The sequence below is a fragment of the Streptomyces sp. NPDC048584 genome, from assembly GCF_043199595.1.
GTDB lineage: Bacteria > Actinomycetota > Actinomycetes > Streptomycetales > Streptomycetaceae > Streptomyces > Streptomyces edwardsiae.
In genome coordinates, this window is the sequence record NZ_JBICWF010000006.1 from 11,830 (window position 1) to 29,965 (window position 18,136).

General features: G+C 72.1%; 14 protein-coding genes. 12 read left to right on the top strand and 2 right to left on the bottom strand.

The features are described 5' to 3' along the window. Positions 1–185: 185 nt before the first annotated feature. A complete protein-coding gene (locus ACGFR9_RS14960) occupies positions 186–1,307 on the top strand; it encodes a glycosyltransferase family 4 protein (protein WP_393207591.1) in 1,122 nt (373 codons plus the stop codon). A gap of 15 nt (positions 1,308–1,322) precedes the next feature. On the opposite strand, the gene ACGFR9_RS14965 is transcribed toward ACGFR9_RS14960, so the two are convergent. Both ACGFR9_RS14965 and ACGFR9_RS14970 read right to left on the bottom strand, forming a co-directional pair. Next, a complete protein-coding gene (locus ACGFR9_RS14965) occupies positions 1,323–2,951 on the bottom strand; it encodes a PucR family transcriptional regulator (RefSeq protein ID WP_393207594.1) in 1,629 nt (542 codons plus the stop codon). A 96-nt stretch (positions 2,952–3,047) separates the two neighbouring features. Then, a complete protein-coding gene (locus tag ACGFR9_RS14970) occupies positions 3,048–4,850 on the bottom strand; it encodes a glycoside hydrolase family 15 protein (RefSeq protein ID WP_393208527.1) in 1,803 nt (600 codons plus the stop codon). 485 nt (positions 4,851–5,335) lie between these two features. Here ACGFR9_RS14970 and ACGFR9_RS14975 point away from each other — a divergent pair, with 485 nt between their 5' ends. From ACGFR9_RS14975 to ACGFR9_RS15025, 11 genes are all read left to right on the top strand, one after another. Continuing rightward, positions 5,336–6,985, top strand: a complete 1,650-nt coding sequence (locus ACGFR9_RS14975) for a CTP synthase (protein WP_393207597.1) — start codon at positions 5,336–5,338, stop codon at positions 6,983–6,985. 119 nt (positions 6,986–7,104) lie between these two features. After that, on the top strand, positions 7,105–7,731 hold the full coding sequence (locus tag ACGFR9_RS14980; RefSeq protein WP_030227353.1) for an NUDIX hydrolase: 627 nt from the start codon (positions 7,105–7,107) through the stop codon (positions 7,729–7,731). 307 nt (positions 7,732–8,038) lie between these two features. Continuing rightward, a complete protein-coding gene (locus ACGFR9_RS14985; protein WP_393207600.1) occupies positions 8,039–10,096 on the top strand; it encodes a tetratricopeptide repeat protein in 2,058 nt (685 codons plus the stop codon). 145 nt (positions 10,097–10,241) lie between these two features. Next, positions 10,242–11,357, top strand: coding sequence for an alanine dehydrogenase (gene ald / locus ACGFR9_RS14990; RefSeq protein ID WP_393208530.1), 1,116 nt, complete (start codon positions 10,242–10,244; stop codon positions 11,355–11,357). A 410-nt stretch (positions 11,358–11,767) separates the two neighbouring features. Then, positions 11,768–12,904 carry a ParA family protein gene (locus ACGFR9_RS14995; RefSeq protein ID WP_393207603.1) on the top strand — a complete coding sequence of 379 codons (1,137 nt, stop codon included), beginning with the start codon at positions 11,768–11,770 and terminating at the stop codon, positions 12,902–12,904. Next, on the top strand, positions 12,889–13,449 hold the full coding sequence (locus ACGFR9_RS15000; protein ID WP_393207606.1) for a hypothetical protein: 561 nt from the start codon (positions 12,889–12,891) through the stop codon (positions 13,447–13,449). Before ACGFR9_RS14995 ends, ACGFR9_RS15000 begins: the two co-directional genes overlap by 16 nt. Before the next feature lie 18 nt (positions 13,450–13,467). Next, positions 13,468–14,559 carry a segregation/condensation protein A gene (locus ACGFR9_RS15005; RefSeq protein WP_393207609.1) on the top strand — a complete coding sequence of 364 codons (1,092 nt, stop codon included), beginning with the start codon at positions 13,468–13,470 and terminating at the stop codon, positions 14,557–14,559. Beyond that, positions 14,556–15,209, top strand: a complete 654-nt coding sequence (gene scpB, locus ACGFR9_RS15010) for an SMC-Scp complex subunit ScpB (protein ID WP_393207612.1) — start codon at positions 14,556–14,558, stop codon at positions 15,207–15,209. The genes ACGFR9_RS15005 and scpB overlap by 4 nt, the downstream gene beginning before the upstream one ends. Then, complete coding sequence (locus ACGFR9_RS15015; RefSeq protein WP_393207615.1) at positions 15,209–16,321, top strand: pseudouridine synthase; 1,113 nt, start codon at positions 15,209–15,211, stop codon at positions 16,319–16,321. Before scpB ends, ACGFR9_RS15015 begins: the two co-directional genes overlap by 1 nt. 76 nt (positions 16,322–16,397) lie before the next feature. After that, positions 16,398–17,117, top strand: coding sequence for an NUDIX domain-containing protein (locus tag ACGFR9_RS15020; RefSeq protein ID WP_393207618.1), 720 nt, complete (start codon positions 16,398–16,400; stop codon positions 17,115–17,117). Continuing rightward, positions 17,114–18,136, top strand: coding sequence for an ADP-ribosylglycohydrolase family protein (locus tag ACGFR9_RS15025; RefSeq protein ID WP_393207621.1), 1,023 nt, complete (start codon positions 17,114–17,116; stop codon positions 18,134–18,136). Before ACGFR9_RS15020 ends, ACGFR9_RS15025 begins: the two co-directional genes overlap by 4 nt.

The following is an 18,136-nucleotide window of genomic DNA, read 5'->3' on the forward strand; positions in this document are numbered from 1 at the left end:
GCCGCCCGGGGGCTTCTGTCACTCGTGTGGGTGACATGGTGTCCTGGGCGGACCCGCGCGCGTGACCTCGGCGTTCCCGGAACGGCCGTACGGCCTGGCATCCTTGACGGAGTACAGGAAGGAACGGGCCCGATCCTCCGGTACGTTCTTCGTGACCGCACGAACCCAACCAGGAGCCCGGCCGCGTGACCCCCGTGAGCAGCCACTCACCGCTGCGCACCGTGCAGGTGCTGGGCGGTGGCAACGCCGCCAGCAGCGCCCATGTGCGCTCGCTGGCCGCGGGGCTCGTCGCGAGGGGCGTGCGGGTCACGGTGTGCGCCCCCGCCGAGGCCGATCACACCTACGACTTCAGTGGTGTCGGCGCCGACCATGTGCCGGTGCCGCGCAGCAGCGACCCGGGCTCGGTGGCCGCGCTGCGGGCCGCCTGCAGCGGCGCCGACCTGGTCCACGCGCACGGACTGCACGCCTCCTTCCGTACGGCGATGGCCCTGAGCGGACGACGTACACCCCTCGTGGTCACCTGGCACGACCGGGCACACGCCGACGGCCCGCGCGGCCACTTCCTGCGCGTGCTGGAGCGGCGGGTCGTCAGGGCGGCCACCGTGGTGCTCGGCACGACCTCCGCCCTCGTCGACCGGGCGCGCCGCACCGGAGCCCGGGACGCGCGGCTCGCCGCCGTCTCCCTCCCCGGCCCCCGCACCGCCCCGGTGACGGACGACCCCGATCTGCTGCGGCCCAAGATCCGGGCCGAACTCGGCGCCATCGGACGCCCGTTGCTCATCGCCGTCGGCTCCCTCGAACGCCACCGCGGCTACGACGTCCTGCTGGACGCCGCCCACGCGTGGCAGCGCCTCGACCCGCTGCCGCTGGTGGTGCTCGCCGGGGAGGGGCCGCTGCGCGACGAGCTCCGGCGCAGGATCGACCTCGAGGAGCTGCCGGTCCGGCTCCTCGGACCGCGCGAGGACATCGGCGAACTGCTGGCCGCCGCCGACATCGCGCTGCTGCCCGGCAGATGGGAGGCACGCTCGGCGCTCGCCCAGGAGGCCCTCCACGCACGTGTGCCGCTCGTCGCGACCGCCGCGGGCGGCATCCCCGAGCTCGTCGGCGACGCCGCCGAACTCGTCCCGTACGGCAACGCGCGGGCACTCGCCGACGCCGTCGTACGGCTGCTGGAGGATCCCGGCCGGCGGGAGTCGCTCAAGGAGCGGGGCGCGCGGCAGGCGGCCACCTGGCCCACCGAGGACGAGACGGTCACCCAAGTGCTCAGCGTCTACGACGAGCTGACACGGCCCCGGCCGATGATCTGACACCGGCCGGCGCGGTCACGGCACATGCCGCCGGGCGCGTAGCGCCAGGCTCAACGCCAGCACGGTGTGCGGGTCGTCGAGGTCCATGGCGAGCAACTCGCCGATGCGGGCCAGCCTGTTGTACAGCGTCTGCCGGTTCAGATGCAGTTCGCGGGCCGTCTCCGCCTTGCGTCCCGCGTGCGCCAGATAGGTCTCCAGGGTGGGCAGCAGCGGAGCTTTGGAACGGCCGTCGTGGTCCAGCACCGGGCCGATCGCGCGGTCCACGAAGGCCGCCAGATCCGGGTGGTCGCGCAGCCGCCACAGCAGCAGGTCGATGTCCAGCCGGCGGGCGTCGTACCAGGGCCGGTCCGGTAGCCCCTGTGCCGCCGTCGCCGTCTCCGCCGCGTGCCGCAGCCCGGTGGACGCCGCCGCCCAGTCACCGGCGGGACCGACCACCACGACGGGGGCCCGGCCTCCCGGACGCAGCATGCCCGCGCGTTCCACGCCCGCCCGCAGTGCCGCCGCCACCCGGTCCGCGACCGCCGGCCGTTCGGCCTCCGCGCGGAGCCCCAGCAGCAGCGGCACCCGGCCCTCCACCGGACGCACGCCCAGCAGGACGGGCACCCCCAGCGCGGCCAGTTCCTCGCCCACCGCGCGGGCCAGCACCGCCCATCCGCCGCCCTGCGGGGACAGCGCGTCACCGAGCCGCATCACCACCGGCAGCAGCGGACCGGACCCCGGTCCGAAGCCCAGCACGCGCGCCTGCGCGGGCGCGTCCGCGGCGCCGATCCGGCCCTCGGCCAGGTCCGTGAGGAAGTCCCCGCGCCCCCGCGCCGCGAGCTCCTCCTCCTGACGTGCCTGCATCAGCACCACCGCGAGCAGTCCCGCCGCGCGCTCGGCCGCCATACGGTGCACCGGCTCCGGCGGATTCCGCACCGGCAGCAGCACCAGCCGCGCCCGTACGCCACCGCTGCCCGGACCGCCGCCGGGCACGTCCACCAGCGCCGAACCGGCCGGCGGATCCTCCTGACGCCGGTCGCGCAGCCCCTCCCACACCTGGAGCGGGTCCGCGCCCTCGGGGCCGTCACCGGCCGCGTACAGCAGCCGGCCGTCGGTCGTCTCCAGGAACACCGGGTTGCCGGTGAAATCGGCGAGGATCTCCAGCACCCTGGGGACCCCGCCGCCGCCGAGCAGCGCCTCGGTGCACCGGCGGTGCACCTCCTCCGCGCGCCGCAGCAGCGCGTAGTGCCCGTTGACGATCTCGGTGTGGATCTCCTCGGTGACCGTCACGAACGGCACCTCGCGGTGCAGCTGGACCAGCGGCAGGCCGGCCGTGCGGGCCGCGTCGACGAGGGCGGCGGGCAGCCGGGTGAACCGTGCGCCCAGCTCCACCACCAGGGCGGCGATGCCGCGCTCGGCCAGTGTGCGTACGAACGCGCGCTGGTCGGCCGGGCGGGTACCGAGGCCGTACCCGGTGGTGAGCAGGAGCTCGCCGCCCTTGAGCAGCGAGGCGATGTTGGGCACCTCACCGGCGTGCACCCAGCGCACCGTGCGGTTCAGCCGGTCCGCGCCGGCGAGGACCTCGGGAAGGCCGCCGCGCAGGCCCGGGAGCTCCAGGGCACGCTGCACGGTGATACCCGTGGGAGGGGGTGCGCCGGTGTTCATACAGCGGACGGTACCTCGGGGTGGGGCGGGGGTGATCACGCTGCCTCCCCAGGCCCTCTGGGCACCGGGGAGGCACGACTGCCCGCGGATGTCGCGTCAGCCCCCGTAGGCGCCGCTCGCTGTCAGGCGTAGGGCCGTGTCGATGAGCGGGACGTGGCTGAAGGCCTGGGGGAAGTTGCCCACCTGGCGCTGCAGGCGCGGGTCCCACTCCTCCGCCAGCAGACCGAGGTCGTTGCGCAGGGAGAGCAGCTTCTCGAAGAGCCTGCGCGCCTCGTCCACCCGGCCGATCATCGCGAGATCGTCCGCCATCCAGAACGAGCAGGCCAGGAACGCGCCCTCGTCGCCCGGCAGACCGTCGACGCCCTCGTGCCGCCCCTCCGTCGGGTAGCGCAGGATGAACCCGTCCGACGTGGACAGCTCGCGCTGGATCGCCTCGATGGTGCCGATCACCCGCTTGTCGTCCGGCGGCAGGAAGCCCATCTGCGGGATCAGCAGCAGGGAGGCGTCCAGCTCCTTCGAGCCGTAGGACTGGGTGAACGTGTTGCGCTCCTTGTCGTAGCCCTTCTCGCACACGTCCCGGTGGATGTCGTCGCGCAGCTGCTTCCACCGCTCCACCGGGCCGTCGGCGTCGCCGGACTCGATCAGCTTGATGGTGCGGTCGACGGCCACCCATGCCATCACCTTGGAGTGCACGAAGTGCCGGCGCGGGCCGCGCACCTCCCAGATGCCCTCGTCCGGCTCCTGCCAGTGCTGCTCCAGGTACTGGATCAGCTTCAGCTGGAGCAGCGAGGCGTAGTCGTTCCGGGCCAGGCCCGTCATATGGGCCAGGTGCAGGGCCTCGGTGACCTCGCCGTACACATCCAGCTGGAGCTGGTGCGCCGCGCCGTTGCCCACCCGGACCGGGGCCGAGTTCTCGTAGCCCGGCAGCCAGTCCAGCTCGGCCTCGCCGAGCTCGCGCTCACCGGCGATGCCGTACATGATCTGCAGGTTCTCGGGGTCGCCCGCCACCGCGCGGAGCAGCCACTCGCGCCAGGCGCGGGCCTCCTCGCGGTAGCCGGTGCGCAGCAGCGAGGACAGGGTGATGGCCGCGTCCCGCAGCCAGGTGTAGCGGTAGTCCCAGTTGCGGACGCCGCCGATGTCCTCGGGCAGGGAGGTGGTGGGCGCGGCGACGATGCCGCCGGTCGGGGCGTACGTCAGCGCCTTCAGCGTGATCAGCGAGCGGACCACGGCTTCGCGGTAGGGGCCGTGGTACGTGCAGTGCTCCACCCACTCGCGCCAGAAGTCCTCGGTCGCCTCCAGCGACTGCTCGGGCTCCGGCAGCGCGGGCGGCTGCTTGTGCGAGGGCTCCCAGGAGATGGTGAACGCGATCCGGTCGCCCGGCGCGACGGTGAAGTCCGCGTAGGTCGTCAGGTCCTCGCCGTAGGTCTGCGCGGGGGTGTCGAACCACACGGAGTCCGGGCCCGCGACGGCGACCGTGCGGCCCTCATGGCGGTGCACCCACGGGACGATACGGCCGTAGGAGAAGCGCATGCGCAGCGACGAGCGCATCGGCACCCGGCCGGAGACGCCCTCCACGATGCGGATCAGCTGCGGGGCGCCGTCACGCGGGGGCATGAAGTCCGTCACCCGGACCGTGCCGCGCGGGGTGTCCCACTCCGACTCCAGGATCAGCGAGTCGCCGCGGTAGGCACGCCGGGTCGCCGCGGGCGGCTCGGTGTCCTTCGCGTGCGCGGGACCCAGCCGCCAGAAGCCGTGCTCCTCGGTGCCCAGCAGGCCGGCGAAGATGGCATGGGAGTCGAAACGGGGCAGGCACAACCAGTCCACGGTGCCGTCCCGGCAGACCAGCGCGGCGGTCTGCATGTCTCCGATGAGTGCGTAGTCTTCGATGCGCCCGGCCACGTGCAACTCCAGTCGAACGGCCACGTCACCCCTCAAGGGGGTTGTCGCTAGTGCGGTCAAGGGGTTTGAAATGCGTCGTTGAGCTGTGAAGCAAAGCAGTCGCTCAGCCTTGCATGCAAAGCACTGGCTCAGCCTTGAATACAAAACGCCAATCTATGCTCAACGAACTGACGAGCTCACGTTGTTCCGGAAGTCACGGGCTGGGGTGGTGCCGTTCGGCCGGCCGGGCTCGGCAGCAAGCGTCCGAGCAGGATACGACGCACGAAGTTGATCTGTGTGCCGCTCCCGCCATCCCGGTTGAGCCGAACGGGTGACCAAGGGGTGACGGTCCCGTGCCCGGTGCTCGCCCGTGGCGGCGCGTGCGCGGAGCGTGGCCGGACGCCACAGCGCCGCGGCGCTGTTACGCTGGTAGCCCGTGGACCGGTGGGCGAGAAAACCCCGGAACCGCACCCACAAGCCGCGACCACGGGAGCCCCCTCTTGGCCATGCCGCCGAAATCTACGACGACCAAGCACATCTTCGTCACCGGGGGTGTCGCCTCCTCGCTCGGCAAGGGGCTCACCGCCTCCAGCCTGGGCATGCTGCTCAAGGCCCGGGGTCTGCGTGTCGTGATGCAGAAGCTCGACCCCTACCTCAACGTCGACCCGGGGACGATGAACCCCTTCCAGCACGGTGAGGTGTTCGTCACCAACGACGGCGCCGAGACCGACCTGGACATCGGTCACTACGAGCGCTTCCTCGACCGTGACCTCGACGGCTCCGCCAACGTCACCACGGGTCAGGTGTACTCGACGGTGATCGCCAAGGAGCGGCGCGGCGAGTACCTGGGCGACACCGTCCAGGTCATCCCGCACATCACCAACGAGATCAAGCACCGTATCCGCCGTATGGCGACCGACGAGGTCGACGTGGTGATCACGGAGGTCGGCGGCACGGTCGGCGACATCGAGTCGCTGCCGTTCCTCGAGACCGTCCGCCAGGTCCGGCACGAGGTCGGCCGGGACAACGTGTTCGTGGTGCACATCTCGCTCCTGCCGTACATCGGCCCCTCGGGCGAGCTGAAGACCAAGCCCACCCAGCACTCCGTCGCCGCCCTGCGCAACATCGGTATCCAGCCGGACGCGATCGTGCTGCGCTGCGACCGCGAGGTCCCCACCGCGATCAAGCGGAAGATCTCCCTGATGTGCGACGTCGACGAGGCCGCCGTCGTCGCCTGTCCCGACGCCCGCTCGATCTACGACATCCCGAAGACCGTGCACGGCGAGGGCCTGGACGCCTATGTGGTCCGCAAGCTGGACCTGCCGTTCCGGGACGTGGACTGGACGACCTGGGACGACCTGCTCGACCGCGTCCACAACCCCGACCACGAGATCACCCTCGCCCTGGTCGGCAAGTACATCGACCTGCCCGACGCCTATCTCTCGGTCATTGAGGCGCTGCGCGCCGGCGGTTTCGCCAACAAGGCCCGAGTGAAGATCAAGTGGGTCACCTCCGACGACTGCAAGACCCCGGCCGACGCCCAGGCGCAGCTCGGCGACGTCGACGGGATCTGCATCCCGGGCGGCTTCGGCGACCGCGGGGTGCTCGGCAAGGTCGGCGCGATCAAGTACGCCCGGGAGAACCGCATCCCGCTCCTCGGCCTGTGCCTGGGGCTGCAGTGCATCGTGGTCGAGGCCGCGCGCAGCCTCGCCGGCATCTCGGACGCGAACTCCACCGAGTTCGACCCGGGTACCGCGCACCCGGTGATCTCCACCATGGCCGAGCAGCTGGACATCGTCGCCGGTGAGGGCGACATGGGCGGCACGATGCGGCTCGGCATGTACCCGGCCAAGCTGGCCGAGGGCTCCATCGTGCGCGAGGTGTACGACGGCAAGGAGTACGTGGAGGAGCGGCACCGGCACCGCTACGAGGTGAACAACGCCTACCGGGCGGAGCTGGAGAAGAAGGCGGGCATCGTCTTCTCCGGCACCTCGCCGGACGGCAAGCTCGTCGAGTACGTCGAGTACCCGCGCGAGGTCCACCCGTACCTGGTCGCGACCCAGGCGCACCCGGAGCTGCGCTCGCGTCCGACCCGTCCGCACCCGCTCTTCGCCGGCCTGGTGAAGGCATCGGTCGAGCGGAAGATCTCGAAGTAACACACCCGGTTGTACGGTTGCCGGGGTGCGAACCTTCAAAAGGTGCGCACCCCGGCCATTTTTCTGTACACGTTCACGCACGGCACGCGCACCTTGGCGGTACGCCGGGAAGGACAGCCATGACGATCAAGGACACCCCGGAGGAGTGGGAGATCCGCGGGACCGAGACCCCGTTCACCGGCAACAAGACCTCCGTGCGCACCGACGACGTGGTGATGCCGGGCGGGACCGTGGTCCGCCGCGACTACCAGGTGCACCCCGGCTCCGTGGCCGTCCTGGCGCTCGACGACGCCGACCGGGTGCTGGTGCTGCGTCAGTACCGCCACCCCGTGCGCCAGAAGCTGTGGGAGATCCCGGCCGGCCTGCTCGACGTCCCCGGCGAGAACCCGCTGCACGCCGCCCAGCGTGAGCTGTACGAGGAGGCGCACGTCAAGGCGGAGGACTGGCGGGTGCTGACCGACGTGTACACCACGCCCGGCGGCTGCGACGAGGCCGTACGGATCTTCCTCGCCCGGGGGCTGTCCGAGGCCGAGGGCGACCGCTTCGAGGTGGAGGACGAGGAGGCGGACATGGAGCTGGGCCGGGTCTCCGTCGAGGAGCTGGCGCGCGGTGTGCTGGCCGGTGAGCTGCACAACAACTGTCTGGTGGTGGGTGTGCTCTCGCTGGTCGCCGCGCGGTCGGGTGACGGCTTGGACGCGCTGCGTCCGGCGCTTTCGCCGTGGCCGGCGCGGCCCTTCGAGGCGTGAGGCCGGCGGGGGTGTCCTTGGTCGCCCCCGCCGCCCCTTCCCTCCCCCACTCTCGGCTTCGCTCGAGCGGGAGGTGCCCCCATCGTCCCCCGGGGGCGCTGCCCTCGGACCCCCGCTCCGCAAACTCCCCCAGAGGGGCTGATAGGGCGGGCTGACGGTCCTACGATCCGTTGATCCGATCGGGGGGAGTCCCGTCCCGGTGCCGCGCTCCTCACGGAACGTCGCAGAGCGTGAACTAGGCTCGGGAAAACGCCCGGTCCGGAGTCCCGGCGGGCTCTGTGCGCGCGGTGGGACGGGAGTGAGGCCCGTGACGGATCAGGCGGTGGACCCGGGCGGTGTACGGCTCCTTCGGGACGCCCCCGACGAGGGTCGATTCCTGGGCCGTAAGAGGGAGTTGAAGGAGTTGCGCGCCGATATCGAGCGCGCGGGACTGGACACCCTCTCCGGCCGCAAGGCGCCCCGCGCGCGGGTGCTCCTCATCGCCGGCCGGCCCGGCTCCGGCCGGACCTCCCTCGCCGGCGCACTCGTGCACCAGGTCGCCGGCCACTACCCCGACGGGGTGCTGCGCGTACGGCTGAGCGAACCCGACGGCACACGCGTACCCGTCGGGCGTGCCGCGCGGGAGCTGCTCGACGCGCTGGAGACGCCGGCCCCGGCCGGGGCCGGCGAGGACGAACTCTGCGAGGCGCTGCGCACCGCGCTGACCGGCCGCCGGGTCCTGCTCCTGCTGGACGACGCGGCCGACGCCGAGCAGGTCGACGCGCTGCTGCCGGACAACCCGGACTGCCTGGCCGTCGCCGTCTCCTCCGGGCCGCTGACCGGCATCGCCGACGTCCGCCCCTGCACCCTCGGCGGACTCGACACCAAGTCCGCGGTGGAGGTGCTGTCCCGGTTCGCCGGATCGGTGCGCGTCACCGTCGACCCCCGGGCCGCCGAGCGGCTCGCCGAGCAGTGTCAGGGCCAGCCCGCCGCCCTGGTGCTCGCCGGAGGCTGGCTCGCCGCCCGGCCCCAGGCCGCCGTCGCTGACCTCGCCAAGCAGCTCCACACGGACCCCGGCCGGGGCACCGTCGTCAGCAGGGTCCTGAGGCTCGTGCACGCCTCGCTGCCCGCGTCCGCCGCCCGCACCCTGCGGCTCCTGAGCCTCGCCCCGGCCGGTCTGGTCGACCCGCACACCGCCGCCGCCCTCGCCGGCTGCTCGGTGGAGTCCGCCCGCGCCACCCTGGACGGCTTCGTCGCCCACGGGCTGCTGCACCCGGCCGGCTCGGCGCCGTCGCAGTACGAGGTGCCCTGCTGCCTGCACCCCCTGCTCGCCGCCCTCGCCGAGGAGCACGAGCGGCCCGCCGAGCTGCAGCTGGCCCGCGCCCGGATGCTCGAGCGGACCGTACGGCTGCTCCAGTCGTGCCGGGCCATCACCGAGACCGACAGCGCCAAGGCACGCGAGAAACTCCTCGAGATGCCGCGCTCCCTGCGCTTCCCCAGCCCCCGCGCCGCCGCCGACTGGCTGCGCCTGCGCCGGCCCGCCCTGCTGGCCTCCGCGCGGCTCGCCGTCGCCGACGGGGAGCTGGACACCCTTGCCCGGCGCCTGATGTCCCAGCTGGTGCGGGCCATGGTCGCGCACTTCGGCACCCAGGCCGCCGCGAGCGACCTGTACGACGTCCACGGCCTGGTCCTCGACGTCGCCGAGCGCCGGAACCTGCCCCGCGAGCGGGCGGCGGCCCTGCTGAACCTCGGCGACCTCGACGCCCGTACCGGCCGCACCGGCGACGCCCTGGCCCGCTACCGGGCCGCGCTGGACGCCGGACGCGAGGCGAACGACCCGTACGCCACCGGCCGCGCGATGGAATCCGTGGGCGGCGCCCATCTGGAGCTCGGGGACTACGACCGGGCCGCCGACTGGTTCGGCCGCGCCCTGGCCGAGCGGCTGGCCCGGGGCGAAAGCGAGGAGGCCGCCCGGCTCTACGGCCGTATCGGTGCCGCACACACCTACGCGGGCCGCTACGGCGAGGCGCTGCGCGACTGGCGCGCGGCCGTCGCCGGACACCGCAGATACGGGGACGTCGCCGCACACGCGCGGGCGCTCAGCGAACTGGCCCGGGTGCAGGAGTACGCGGGCCGGCCCGACGAGTCGCTGCGCACCTGCCGGGAGGCCGTGGAGTGGGCGCGCCGGGCCGAGGACACCCGGCTGCAGGCCGCGCTGCACCTGCGGCTCGCCGACTCCTTCGAGCGCGGTGGCGACCCCGCGTCGGCCGCGCTGCACCGCGACACGGCGGAGCGGATGCTGGCCGAGGAGGACCAGGACGAGGAATCCGCACGGGAACCTGGTGCTAACACCTGCGAAATCCGCAGCACATCCGCTGAAGATTGATGCAATGGAAGGCTAGACAGAAAGAACACCTTCATTAGACTGGCTCTGCCGCACCATCTCCTGCGGTCTCTCCCGGTGTGCCCGTGCGTGCCCGGGTATGTGCAGTGATATCCCCATACCCTCTGAGCCAAGGACCGTGATCGTCGTGAAGGTCGGCATCCCCCGCGAAGTCAAGAACAACGAGTTCCGGGTGGCCATCACCCCCGCCGGAGTGCACGAGCTGGTGCGCCACGGCCACCAGGTCGTCATCGAGCGCGGCGCCGGCGTCGGCTCCTCGATCCCGGACGGCGAGTACATCGCCGCCGGCGGACAGATCCTGGACACCGCCGACGAGGTCTGGGCCGCCGCCGATCTGCTGCTAAAGGTCAAGGAGCCCGTCGCGGAGGAGTACCACCGCCTGCGCAAGGACCAGACCCTCTTCACCTACCTGCACCTGGCCGCGTCCAAGGAGTGCACCGACGCCCTCCTGGAGTCCGGCACCACCGCGATCGCCTACGAGACGGTCGAGCTGCCCAGCCGCGCGCTGCCGCTGCTCGCGCCGATGTCCGAGGTCGCGGGCCGGCTGTCCACCCAGGTCGGCGCCTACCACCTGCTGCGCGCCAACGGCGGCCGCGGTGTGCTGCCGGGCGGTGTCCCCGGTGTGCTGGCCGGCAAGGCCGTCGTCATCGGCGGCGGCGTCTCCGGCTGGAACGCCGCGCAGATCGCCATCGGTATGGGCTTCCACGTGACGCTGCTCGACAAGGACGTCAACAAGCTCCGCGAGGCGGACCGGATCTTCGGCACGAAGATCCAGACCGTCGTCTCCAACACCTTCGAGCTGGAGAAGGCCTGCCTGGAGGCCGACCTCGTGATCGGCGCGGTCCTCGTCCCCGGCGCCAAGGCCCCGAAGCTGGTCAGCAACGAGCTGGTCTCGCGGATGAAGGGCGGAAGTGTCCTTGTCGACATCGCGATCGACCAGGGCGGCTGCTTCGAGGACTCCCACCCGACCACGCACGCCGAGCCGACCTTCAAGGTCCACGAGTCGGTCTTCTACTGCGTCGCCAACATGCCCGGCGCGGTGCCCAACACCTCCACCTACGCGCTGACCAACGCCACGCTGCCGTACATCGTGGAACTCGCCGACCGAGGGTGGGCGGAGGCGCTGCGCCGCGACCCCGCGCTCGCCAAGGGCCTCAACACGCACGAGGGCAAGGTGGTTTACCGGCAGGTCGCCGAGGCACACGGACTGGAGCACGTCGAGCTGTCCACACTGCTCGGCTGAGCCGCCAGGACGGTAAGTCGACCAAGTCGCCCGTCGCCAAAGGCGATACGTCAACACGGGCCGTCAACCCCACGCATCCGGCCGGACCTTGCCGCAAGGTCCGGCCGGATGTGTGTATGGTCACTTCCTGATTGCCGGACAACTCGCCCAGAACGTAACCCTTCCACCGATTCGCGCACCCGTGGAGCCTGCCGTGCGACGGCCGTACGCCCTTGACAGAGGGATGTTTCATTGCCGACACATCGGGCCGGGTCCGGCGGATTGTGTTGCTGCGGACGGCCGACACGCCATAGAGTCGCCGAACGTCGGCATGGTGCCACGCTGACCTGTCTAGAAGTTTCCTGGTCACCAAGGAGGTAAGACGACTTGTGAATGAGTCGACATTTACTCCCGGGGGTGGTCAGCCAGGAATGCCCGCACCGGGCCAGGGGTCCGCGGGATTCGCTGCTGTCGGCTCCGTCGCGGTGCGCACCTTCGCAGCCCACCGGGGTCACCAGACAGCAGGGGTGACTCACCCAGCACACCAGAGCATGGATGGCCATCACGTGAACGCCATGGCCGGCGACGGAAGTGGCGCGCCCCACAACCATTTCGCCGACTACGACGAACTGCCCGAGGGGCATTTCTACGACCCCGACGCCGAGTACGAGCCCGATCCCGAGTACGCGGCCACGCTCGCGCCCGACGCGGCACGGCAGCGCCGTGAGCGCATCGGCCCGACCGGGCGCCCGCTGCCGTACTTCCCGATCCCGGGCCCGCTGACCGATCACGGCCCCGCGAAGATCATCGCGATGTGCAACCAGAAGGGCGGCGTCGGCAAGACCACGTCGACCATCAACCTGGGTGCCGCGCTCGCGGAGTACGGACGCCGGGTGCTGCTCGTCGACTTCGACCCGCAGGGCGCGCTGTCGGTCGGTCTCGGCGTCAACCCGATGGAACTCGACCTCACCGTCTACAACCTGCTCATGGAGCGGGGCATGGCGGCCGACGAGGTGCTGCTGAAGACCGCGGTCCCCAACATGGACCTGCTGCCCAGCAACATCGACCTGTCGGCGGCCGAGGTGCAGCTGGTGAGCGAGGTCGCGCGCGAGTCCACGCTGCAGCGTGCGCTGAAGCCGCTGATGGACGACTACGACTACATCGTGATCGACTGCCAGCCCTCGCTCGGCCTGCTCACGGTCAACGCGCTGACCGCCGCGCACAAGGTGATCGTGCCGCTGGAGTGCGAGTTCTTCGCCCTGCGCGGTGTGGCGCTGCTGACCGAGACGATCGAGAAGGTCCAGGAGCGGCTCAACCCCGACCTGGAGCTCGACGGGATCCTCGCCACGATGTACGACTCGCGCACGGTGCACAGCCGTGAGGTGCTCGCGCGTGTCGTCGAGGCGTTCGACGACCACGTCTACCACACGGTCATCGGGCGTACGGTCCGCTTCCCGGAGACCACGGTCGCCGGTGAGCCGATCACCACGTACGCGTCCAACTCCGTCGGTGCCGCCGCCTACCGCCAGCTCGCCAGGGAGGTGCTCGCCCGGTGTCACGCCGAGTGAGTCTGCCGGGGGCCGACGAACTCTTCCGTACGACAGGGGGGATGGCGCTCCAGGCGTCGACCCCCCGGCGCCAGGCCAACGGCGACGCCCGTGTCCCCGCACCCGCGGGGGAGGGCGACGCGGCGGCCGCCGCCGAGGACGCGCCGCAGTCGGTGCCCGCACAGGGCGGCGACGGCGGGGGCGCGGAGCACGTCGCGGCGGACGCGGACCCGGACGGGGCCGGGGAGTCCCGCAGCCGCGACGCCGCGGGCTCCGGGCGGCGTCCGCCGGCGGCGCAGGACGGTGCGGCGGCTCAGCGCGGGAAGCGGGGACGGGCGGCGTCGCGCCGGCCGAGCGGCCGGGAGCGGCACGACGAGAAGATCACCGTGTACGTGTCCGCCGAGGAGCTGATGGACCTCGAGCACGCGCGCCTGGTGCTGCGCGGCGAGCACGGGCTGGCGGTGGACCGCGGCCGGATCGTCCGCGAGGCCGTCGCGGTGGTCCTCGCCGACCTGGAGAGCCGGGGCGACGCCAGCATCCTCGTACGACGTCTGAGGGGCCGGTAGCGGTAGCCTGCGGAGGCCATGACCTCGAACGACGCACCCGCTCCCGGCGCCCGGCCGCCCCGCCGCCGCACGCTGGGCCGGGGCGCGGGAGCGCCGCCCCCCGGCACGCCCGAGGAGGGCGTGGGCCCCGCACCGGGAGCGCCGCCGGAGAGCGGTGCCGCTGAGCCGGTTGTGCCGGACGCGTCCGGGCACGCCCCACCCGAGGACACACCGGCCACCGAACCTCCCGCGCGGGTCTCCTCGCCGGTCGGGGCGGTCGGGGCGGTCGGGACGGCCGGGGCGGAGGGGGCCGAGGACGGCGACGGGCGGTTCAAGGTTCGGCTGGCCAACTTCGAGGGGCCGTTCGATCTGCTGTTGCAGCTGATCTCGAAGCACAAGCTGGACGTCACCGAGGTCGCGCTGTCGCGGGTGACCGATGAGTTCATGGCGTACATCCGGGCCCTGGGGCCGGACTGGGACCTGGACGAGACGACCGAGTTCCTGGTCGTGGCCGCCACCCTGCTCGACCTCAAGGCTGCCAGGCTGCTGCCCGCCGCCGAGGTGGAGGACGAGGCCGACCTCGCCCTCCTGGAGGCCCGCGACCTGCTCTTCGCACGGCTGCTGCAGTACCGCGCGTACAAACAGATCGCCGACATCCTCGGCCGGCGCCTCGACCACGAGGGCCGCCGCTACCCCCGTACCGTCGGACTCGAACCGCACCACGCCGAGCTGCTGCCCGAGGTCGTCATCAGCATCGGCGCCGAGGGCTTCGCCAGGCTCGCCGCCAAGGCCATGCAGCCCAGACCCGAGCCGCAGGTGTACGTCGACCACATCCACGCACCGCTGGTCAGTGTGCGGGAACAGGCCGGGATCGTGGTCGCACGCCTCAGGGAACTCGGCGAGGCGAGCTTCCGGGCCCTCGTCGAGGACACGGACGACACACTGACCGTCGTGGCCCGGTTCCTCGCCCTGCTGGAGCTGTACCGCGAGAAGGCCGTCGCCCTGGACCAGGAGACCGCGCTCGGCGACCTCACCGTGCGCTGGACCGGCGGGGAGGGAGACTCCACGCCGGCGGTCACCGACGAGTTCGACCGGCCGCCCGAGCAGCCCGAGGAGGAGAGGAAACCGTGAGCGAGGAGACGACCGGAACTCCCGCCGGGCCCCGCGGCGTCGCCGACCTCGACCTCAGGCCCGCCCTGGAGGCGGTCCTGATGGTCGTGGACGAGCCCGCGACCGAGGAGCACCTGGCGAAGATCCTGGAACGCCCGAGGCGCCAGGTCGCGGACGCGCTGCGGGCGCTCGCCGACGAGTACACCGTCCAGGGCCGCGGCTTCGAGCTGCGCCTCGTCGCGGGCGGCTGGCGCTTCTACACCCGCCCCGAGTACGCCGCCGCCGTCGAGGGCTTCGTCCTGGACGGCCAGCAGGCCCGGCTCACCCAGGCCGCCCTGGAGACCCTCGCGGTCGTCGCGTACCGGCAGCCGGTCAGCCGCGGCAGGGTCTCCGCGGTGCGCGGAGTCAACTGCGACGGTGTGATGCGCACCCTCCTGCAGCGCGGTCTGATCGGGGAGGCGGGCACGGAACCCGAAACAGGTGCGATCCTGTACACGACGACGAACTACTTCCTGGAGCGGATGGGCCTGCGCGGTCTGGACGAGCTCCCGGAGCTCGCGCCCTTCCTCCCGGAGGCGGAGGCGATCGAGGCCGAGACGCTGGAAGCGGTCCCGTCGTTCGATCCGGACGCCCCGGATTCCGAGGACGAAGACGACAAGACGGAAATTTGATGCGAAGCAGCAGCGGCAGGAACAGCAGCGGAAACAACGGCGGGAGCCGTGGTGGCAACAGCGGCGGCCGCGGCGGGAGCGGCGGTGGCCCCCGCGGCACCGGTGGCAACCGCGACAACCAGCAGGGCGGCCGTCCGAAGAGGCCGCGCCCCGAGGAACGACGCTACGACGTGGGCCCCACGGGCACGCAGGAAGGCCCGAAGTCCGGCCGGGGCGGCTCCGCGCGCGGGGGCGCCAAGGGCGGCCCCAAGCAGTCCCAGCAGGGCGGGCGCGGCCGTACGGCCCCGGCCAGGTCCCGTGAGTACGAGACCAGGACCGAGGAGCGCAACCGCGACCGGTACGCGGACAAGAAGGACGTCAAGCTCCCGAAGACCTTCCCCGGCGCCGAGCAGGAGGGCGAGCGGCTGCAGAAGGTGCTGGCCCGCGCGGGCTACGGCTCCCGGCGCGCCTGCGAGGAGCTGATCGAGCAGGCGCGGGTCGAGGTCAACGGCGAGATCGTCCTCGAGCAGGGCAAGCGGGTCGACCCGGAGAAGGACGAGGTCAAGGTCGACGGTCTGACCGTCGCCACGCAGTCGTACCAGTTCTTCTCGCTGAACAAGCCCGCCGGTGTCGTCTCCACCATGGAGGACCCGGAGGGCCGGCAGTGCCTCGGTGACTACGTCACCAACCGTGAGACCCGTCTCTTCCATGTCGGCCGGCTCGACACCGAGACGGAGGGCGTCATCCTGCTCACCAACCACGGCGAGCTGGCGCACCGGCTGACCCACCCCCGGTACGGCGTGAAGAAGACGTACCTGGCGGCCATTGTGGGCCCGATCCCGCGTGATCTGGGCAAGCGGCTCAAGGACGGCATCCAGCTGGAGGACGGTTACGCGCGTGCGGACCACTTCCGGGTCGTGGAGCAGACCGGCAAGAACTACCTCGTCGAGGTGACCCTGCACGAGGGCCGCAAGCACATCGTGCGCCGCATGCTCGCCGAGGCCGGGTTCCCGGTCGAGAAGCTGGTGCGTACCGCCTTCGGGCCGATCACCCTGGGCGACCAGAAGTCGGGCTGGCTGCGCCGGCTGTCGAACACCGAGGTCGGGATGCTGATGCAGGAGGTCGACCTGTAAAGAGCCTCCCGGGGCTTGTGCGCCTGACCCGCACCCCCTTTAATAGTCACAGCGACTATTAAAGGGGGTGCGGGTCATGGACGGCTACGACAAGTACGCCTTCGAACCATTCGCCGTCACCGTCGACCTCGCCGTGTTCACCCTCCGCGCGGGCGCGCTGCACGTCCTGCTCGTCGAGCGCGGGCAGGAGCCCTACGCCGGACGGTGGGCGCTGCCCGGCGGCTTCGTCCGGCCGGACGAGTCCGCCGAGAGCGCCGCGCGGCGCGAACTGGGCGAGGAGACCGGGCTGACGGACGTGTCCGGGCTGCATCTGGAGCAGCTGCGGACCTACAGCGAACCCGACCGCGACCCCCGTATGCGGGTCGTGTCGGTCGCGTTCGCCGCGCTGCTGCCCGACGCCCCCGAGGCGCACGGCGGCGGCGACGCGGCGCAGGCCCGCTGGACGCCGTACGACCGCGCGCGGGAGCTCGCCTTCGACCACGGCCGGATCCTGGCCGACGCGCGGGAACGTGTCGGCGCCAAGCTCGAGTACACCTGCCTCGCCACCGCCTTCTGTCCGCCCGAGTTCACCCTCGGCGAGCTGCAACAGGTCTACGAGAGCGTGTGGGGCACCGCCCTGGACCGCCCCAACTTCCGGCGCAAGGTGCTCGCCACCCCCGGCTTCGTCGAAGCCGTACCGGGCGCCACGCGCCTCACCGGCGGCCGGGGCAAACCCGCCTCGCTCCACCGCGCGGGCACCGCCACCGCTCTCCACCCGCCCCTGCTCCGGCCCCCTCCGGAAGGACGCCCCGCATGACCACGACCACCGTCACCAAACGCGCCGCCACGGGAGCGCTCACCGGACTCGCCCTGGGGGACGCGCTCGGGTTCCCGACCGAGTTCAACGACGTGCCGTCGATCCTCGCCAAGTTCGGCCCCTGGCGGGGGATGGACCTGCCCAGGCCCGCGATCGTCACCGACGACACCCAGATGACCCTCGCGCTCGGCAGAGGGCTGCGCACGGCCATGGACCGGGGGCCGCTCGCCCCGAAGCGGCTGGAGCGGCCGGTGCGCGAGGAATTCGTGGAGTGGTGGCGTTCGCCCGAGAACAACCGCGCGCCGGGCAACACCTGCCTCAAGGCCTGCCACCTGCTGTCCCGTGAGGACCGGCGCTGGCAGGACGCCAGCCAGATCAACTCCAAGGGTTGCGGCGCCAACATGCGCGTCGCCCCCATAGGACTGGCCCCCGGCCTCACCGACGAACAGCGCGCGGGCGCCGCCCAGTTGCAGTCCGCCCTCACCCACGGGCACCCCACCGCGCTCGCCGCCTCCGACCTCACCGCGCACGCCGTACGGCTGCTCGCCGAGGGCGCCGAACCGACCGGCCTGATCGGACTGCTGCGCTCCTACGCCTACGACAACCGCAGCCGCTACCACGAGTTCTGGCTCGGCGACCTGTGGACCCGCGCCCAGGACCCCACCCCGGAGCACTTCATCGCGCGCGGCTGGGACGAGTGCCTGGGCATCCTGGAACGGCTGCAGGACGCCGTACGCACCGTCTCGCCCGAGACCGACCCCTGCCAGGCCACCGGCGAGGGCTGGATCGCCGAGGAGGCCCTGGCGACCGGCCTGCTCTGCTTCCTCCTCTTCGTCGACGAACCCCTCACCGCCCTGCGCCGCGCCGCCTGCACCGCCGGCGACTCCGACTCCATCGCCTGCCTCGCCGGCGCCTTCGCGGGCGCCCACCTCGGCGCGGACGCCTGGCCTGCCGACTGGGCGGACCGCATCGAGTACCGGGGTGAACTGACGACGCTGGGAACGCTCTGGGACGCTTGA

What these genes read in the sequence shown, in the direction of transcription:
- ACGFR9_RS14965 (WP_393207594.1), bottom strand. Translation starts at nt 2,951, where the DNA reads ATGAACACCGGCGCACCCCCTCCCACGGGTATCACCGTGCAGCGTGCC.
- ACGFR9_RS14975 (WP_393207597.1), top strand. Translation starts at nt 5,336, where the DNA reads ATGCCGCCGAAATCTACGACGACCAAGCACATCTTCGTCACCGGGGGT.
- ACGFR9_RS14980 (WP_030227353.1), top strand. Translation starts at nt 7,105, where the DNA reads ATGACGATCAAGGACACCCCGGAGGAGTGGGAGATCCGCGGGACCGAG.
- ACGFR9_RS14995 (WP_393207603.1), top strand. Translation starts at nt 11,768, where the DNA reads ATGCCCGCACCGGGCCAGGGGTCCGCGGGATTCGCTGCTGTCGGCTCC.
- ACGFR9_RS15005 (WP_393207609.1), top strand. Translation starts at nt 13,468, where the DNA reads ATGACCTCGAACGACGCACCCGCTCCCGGCGCCCGGCCGCCCCGCCGC.
- ACGFR9_RS15015 (WP_393207615.1), top strand. Translation starts at nt 15,209, where the DNA reads ATGCGAAGCAGCAGCGGCAGGAACAGCAGCGGAAACAACGGCGGGAGC.
- ACGFR9_RS15020 (WP_393207618.1), top strand. Translation starts at nt 16,398, where the DNA reads ATGGACGGCTACGACAAGTACGCCTTCGAACCATTCGCCGTCACCGTC.
- ACGFR9_RS15025 (WP_393207621.1), top strand. Translation starts at nt 17,114, where the DNA reads ATGACCACGACCACCGTCACCAAACGCGCCGCCACGGGAGCGCTCACC.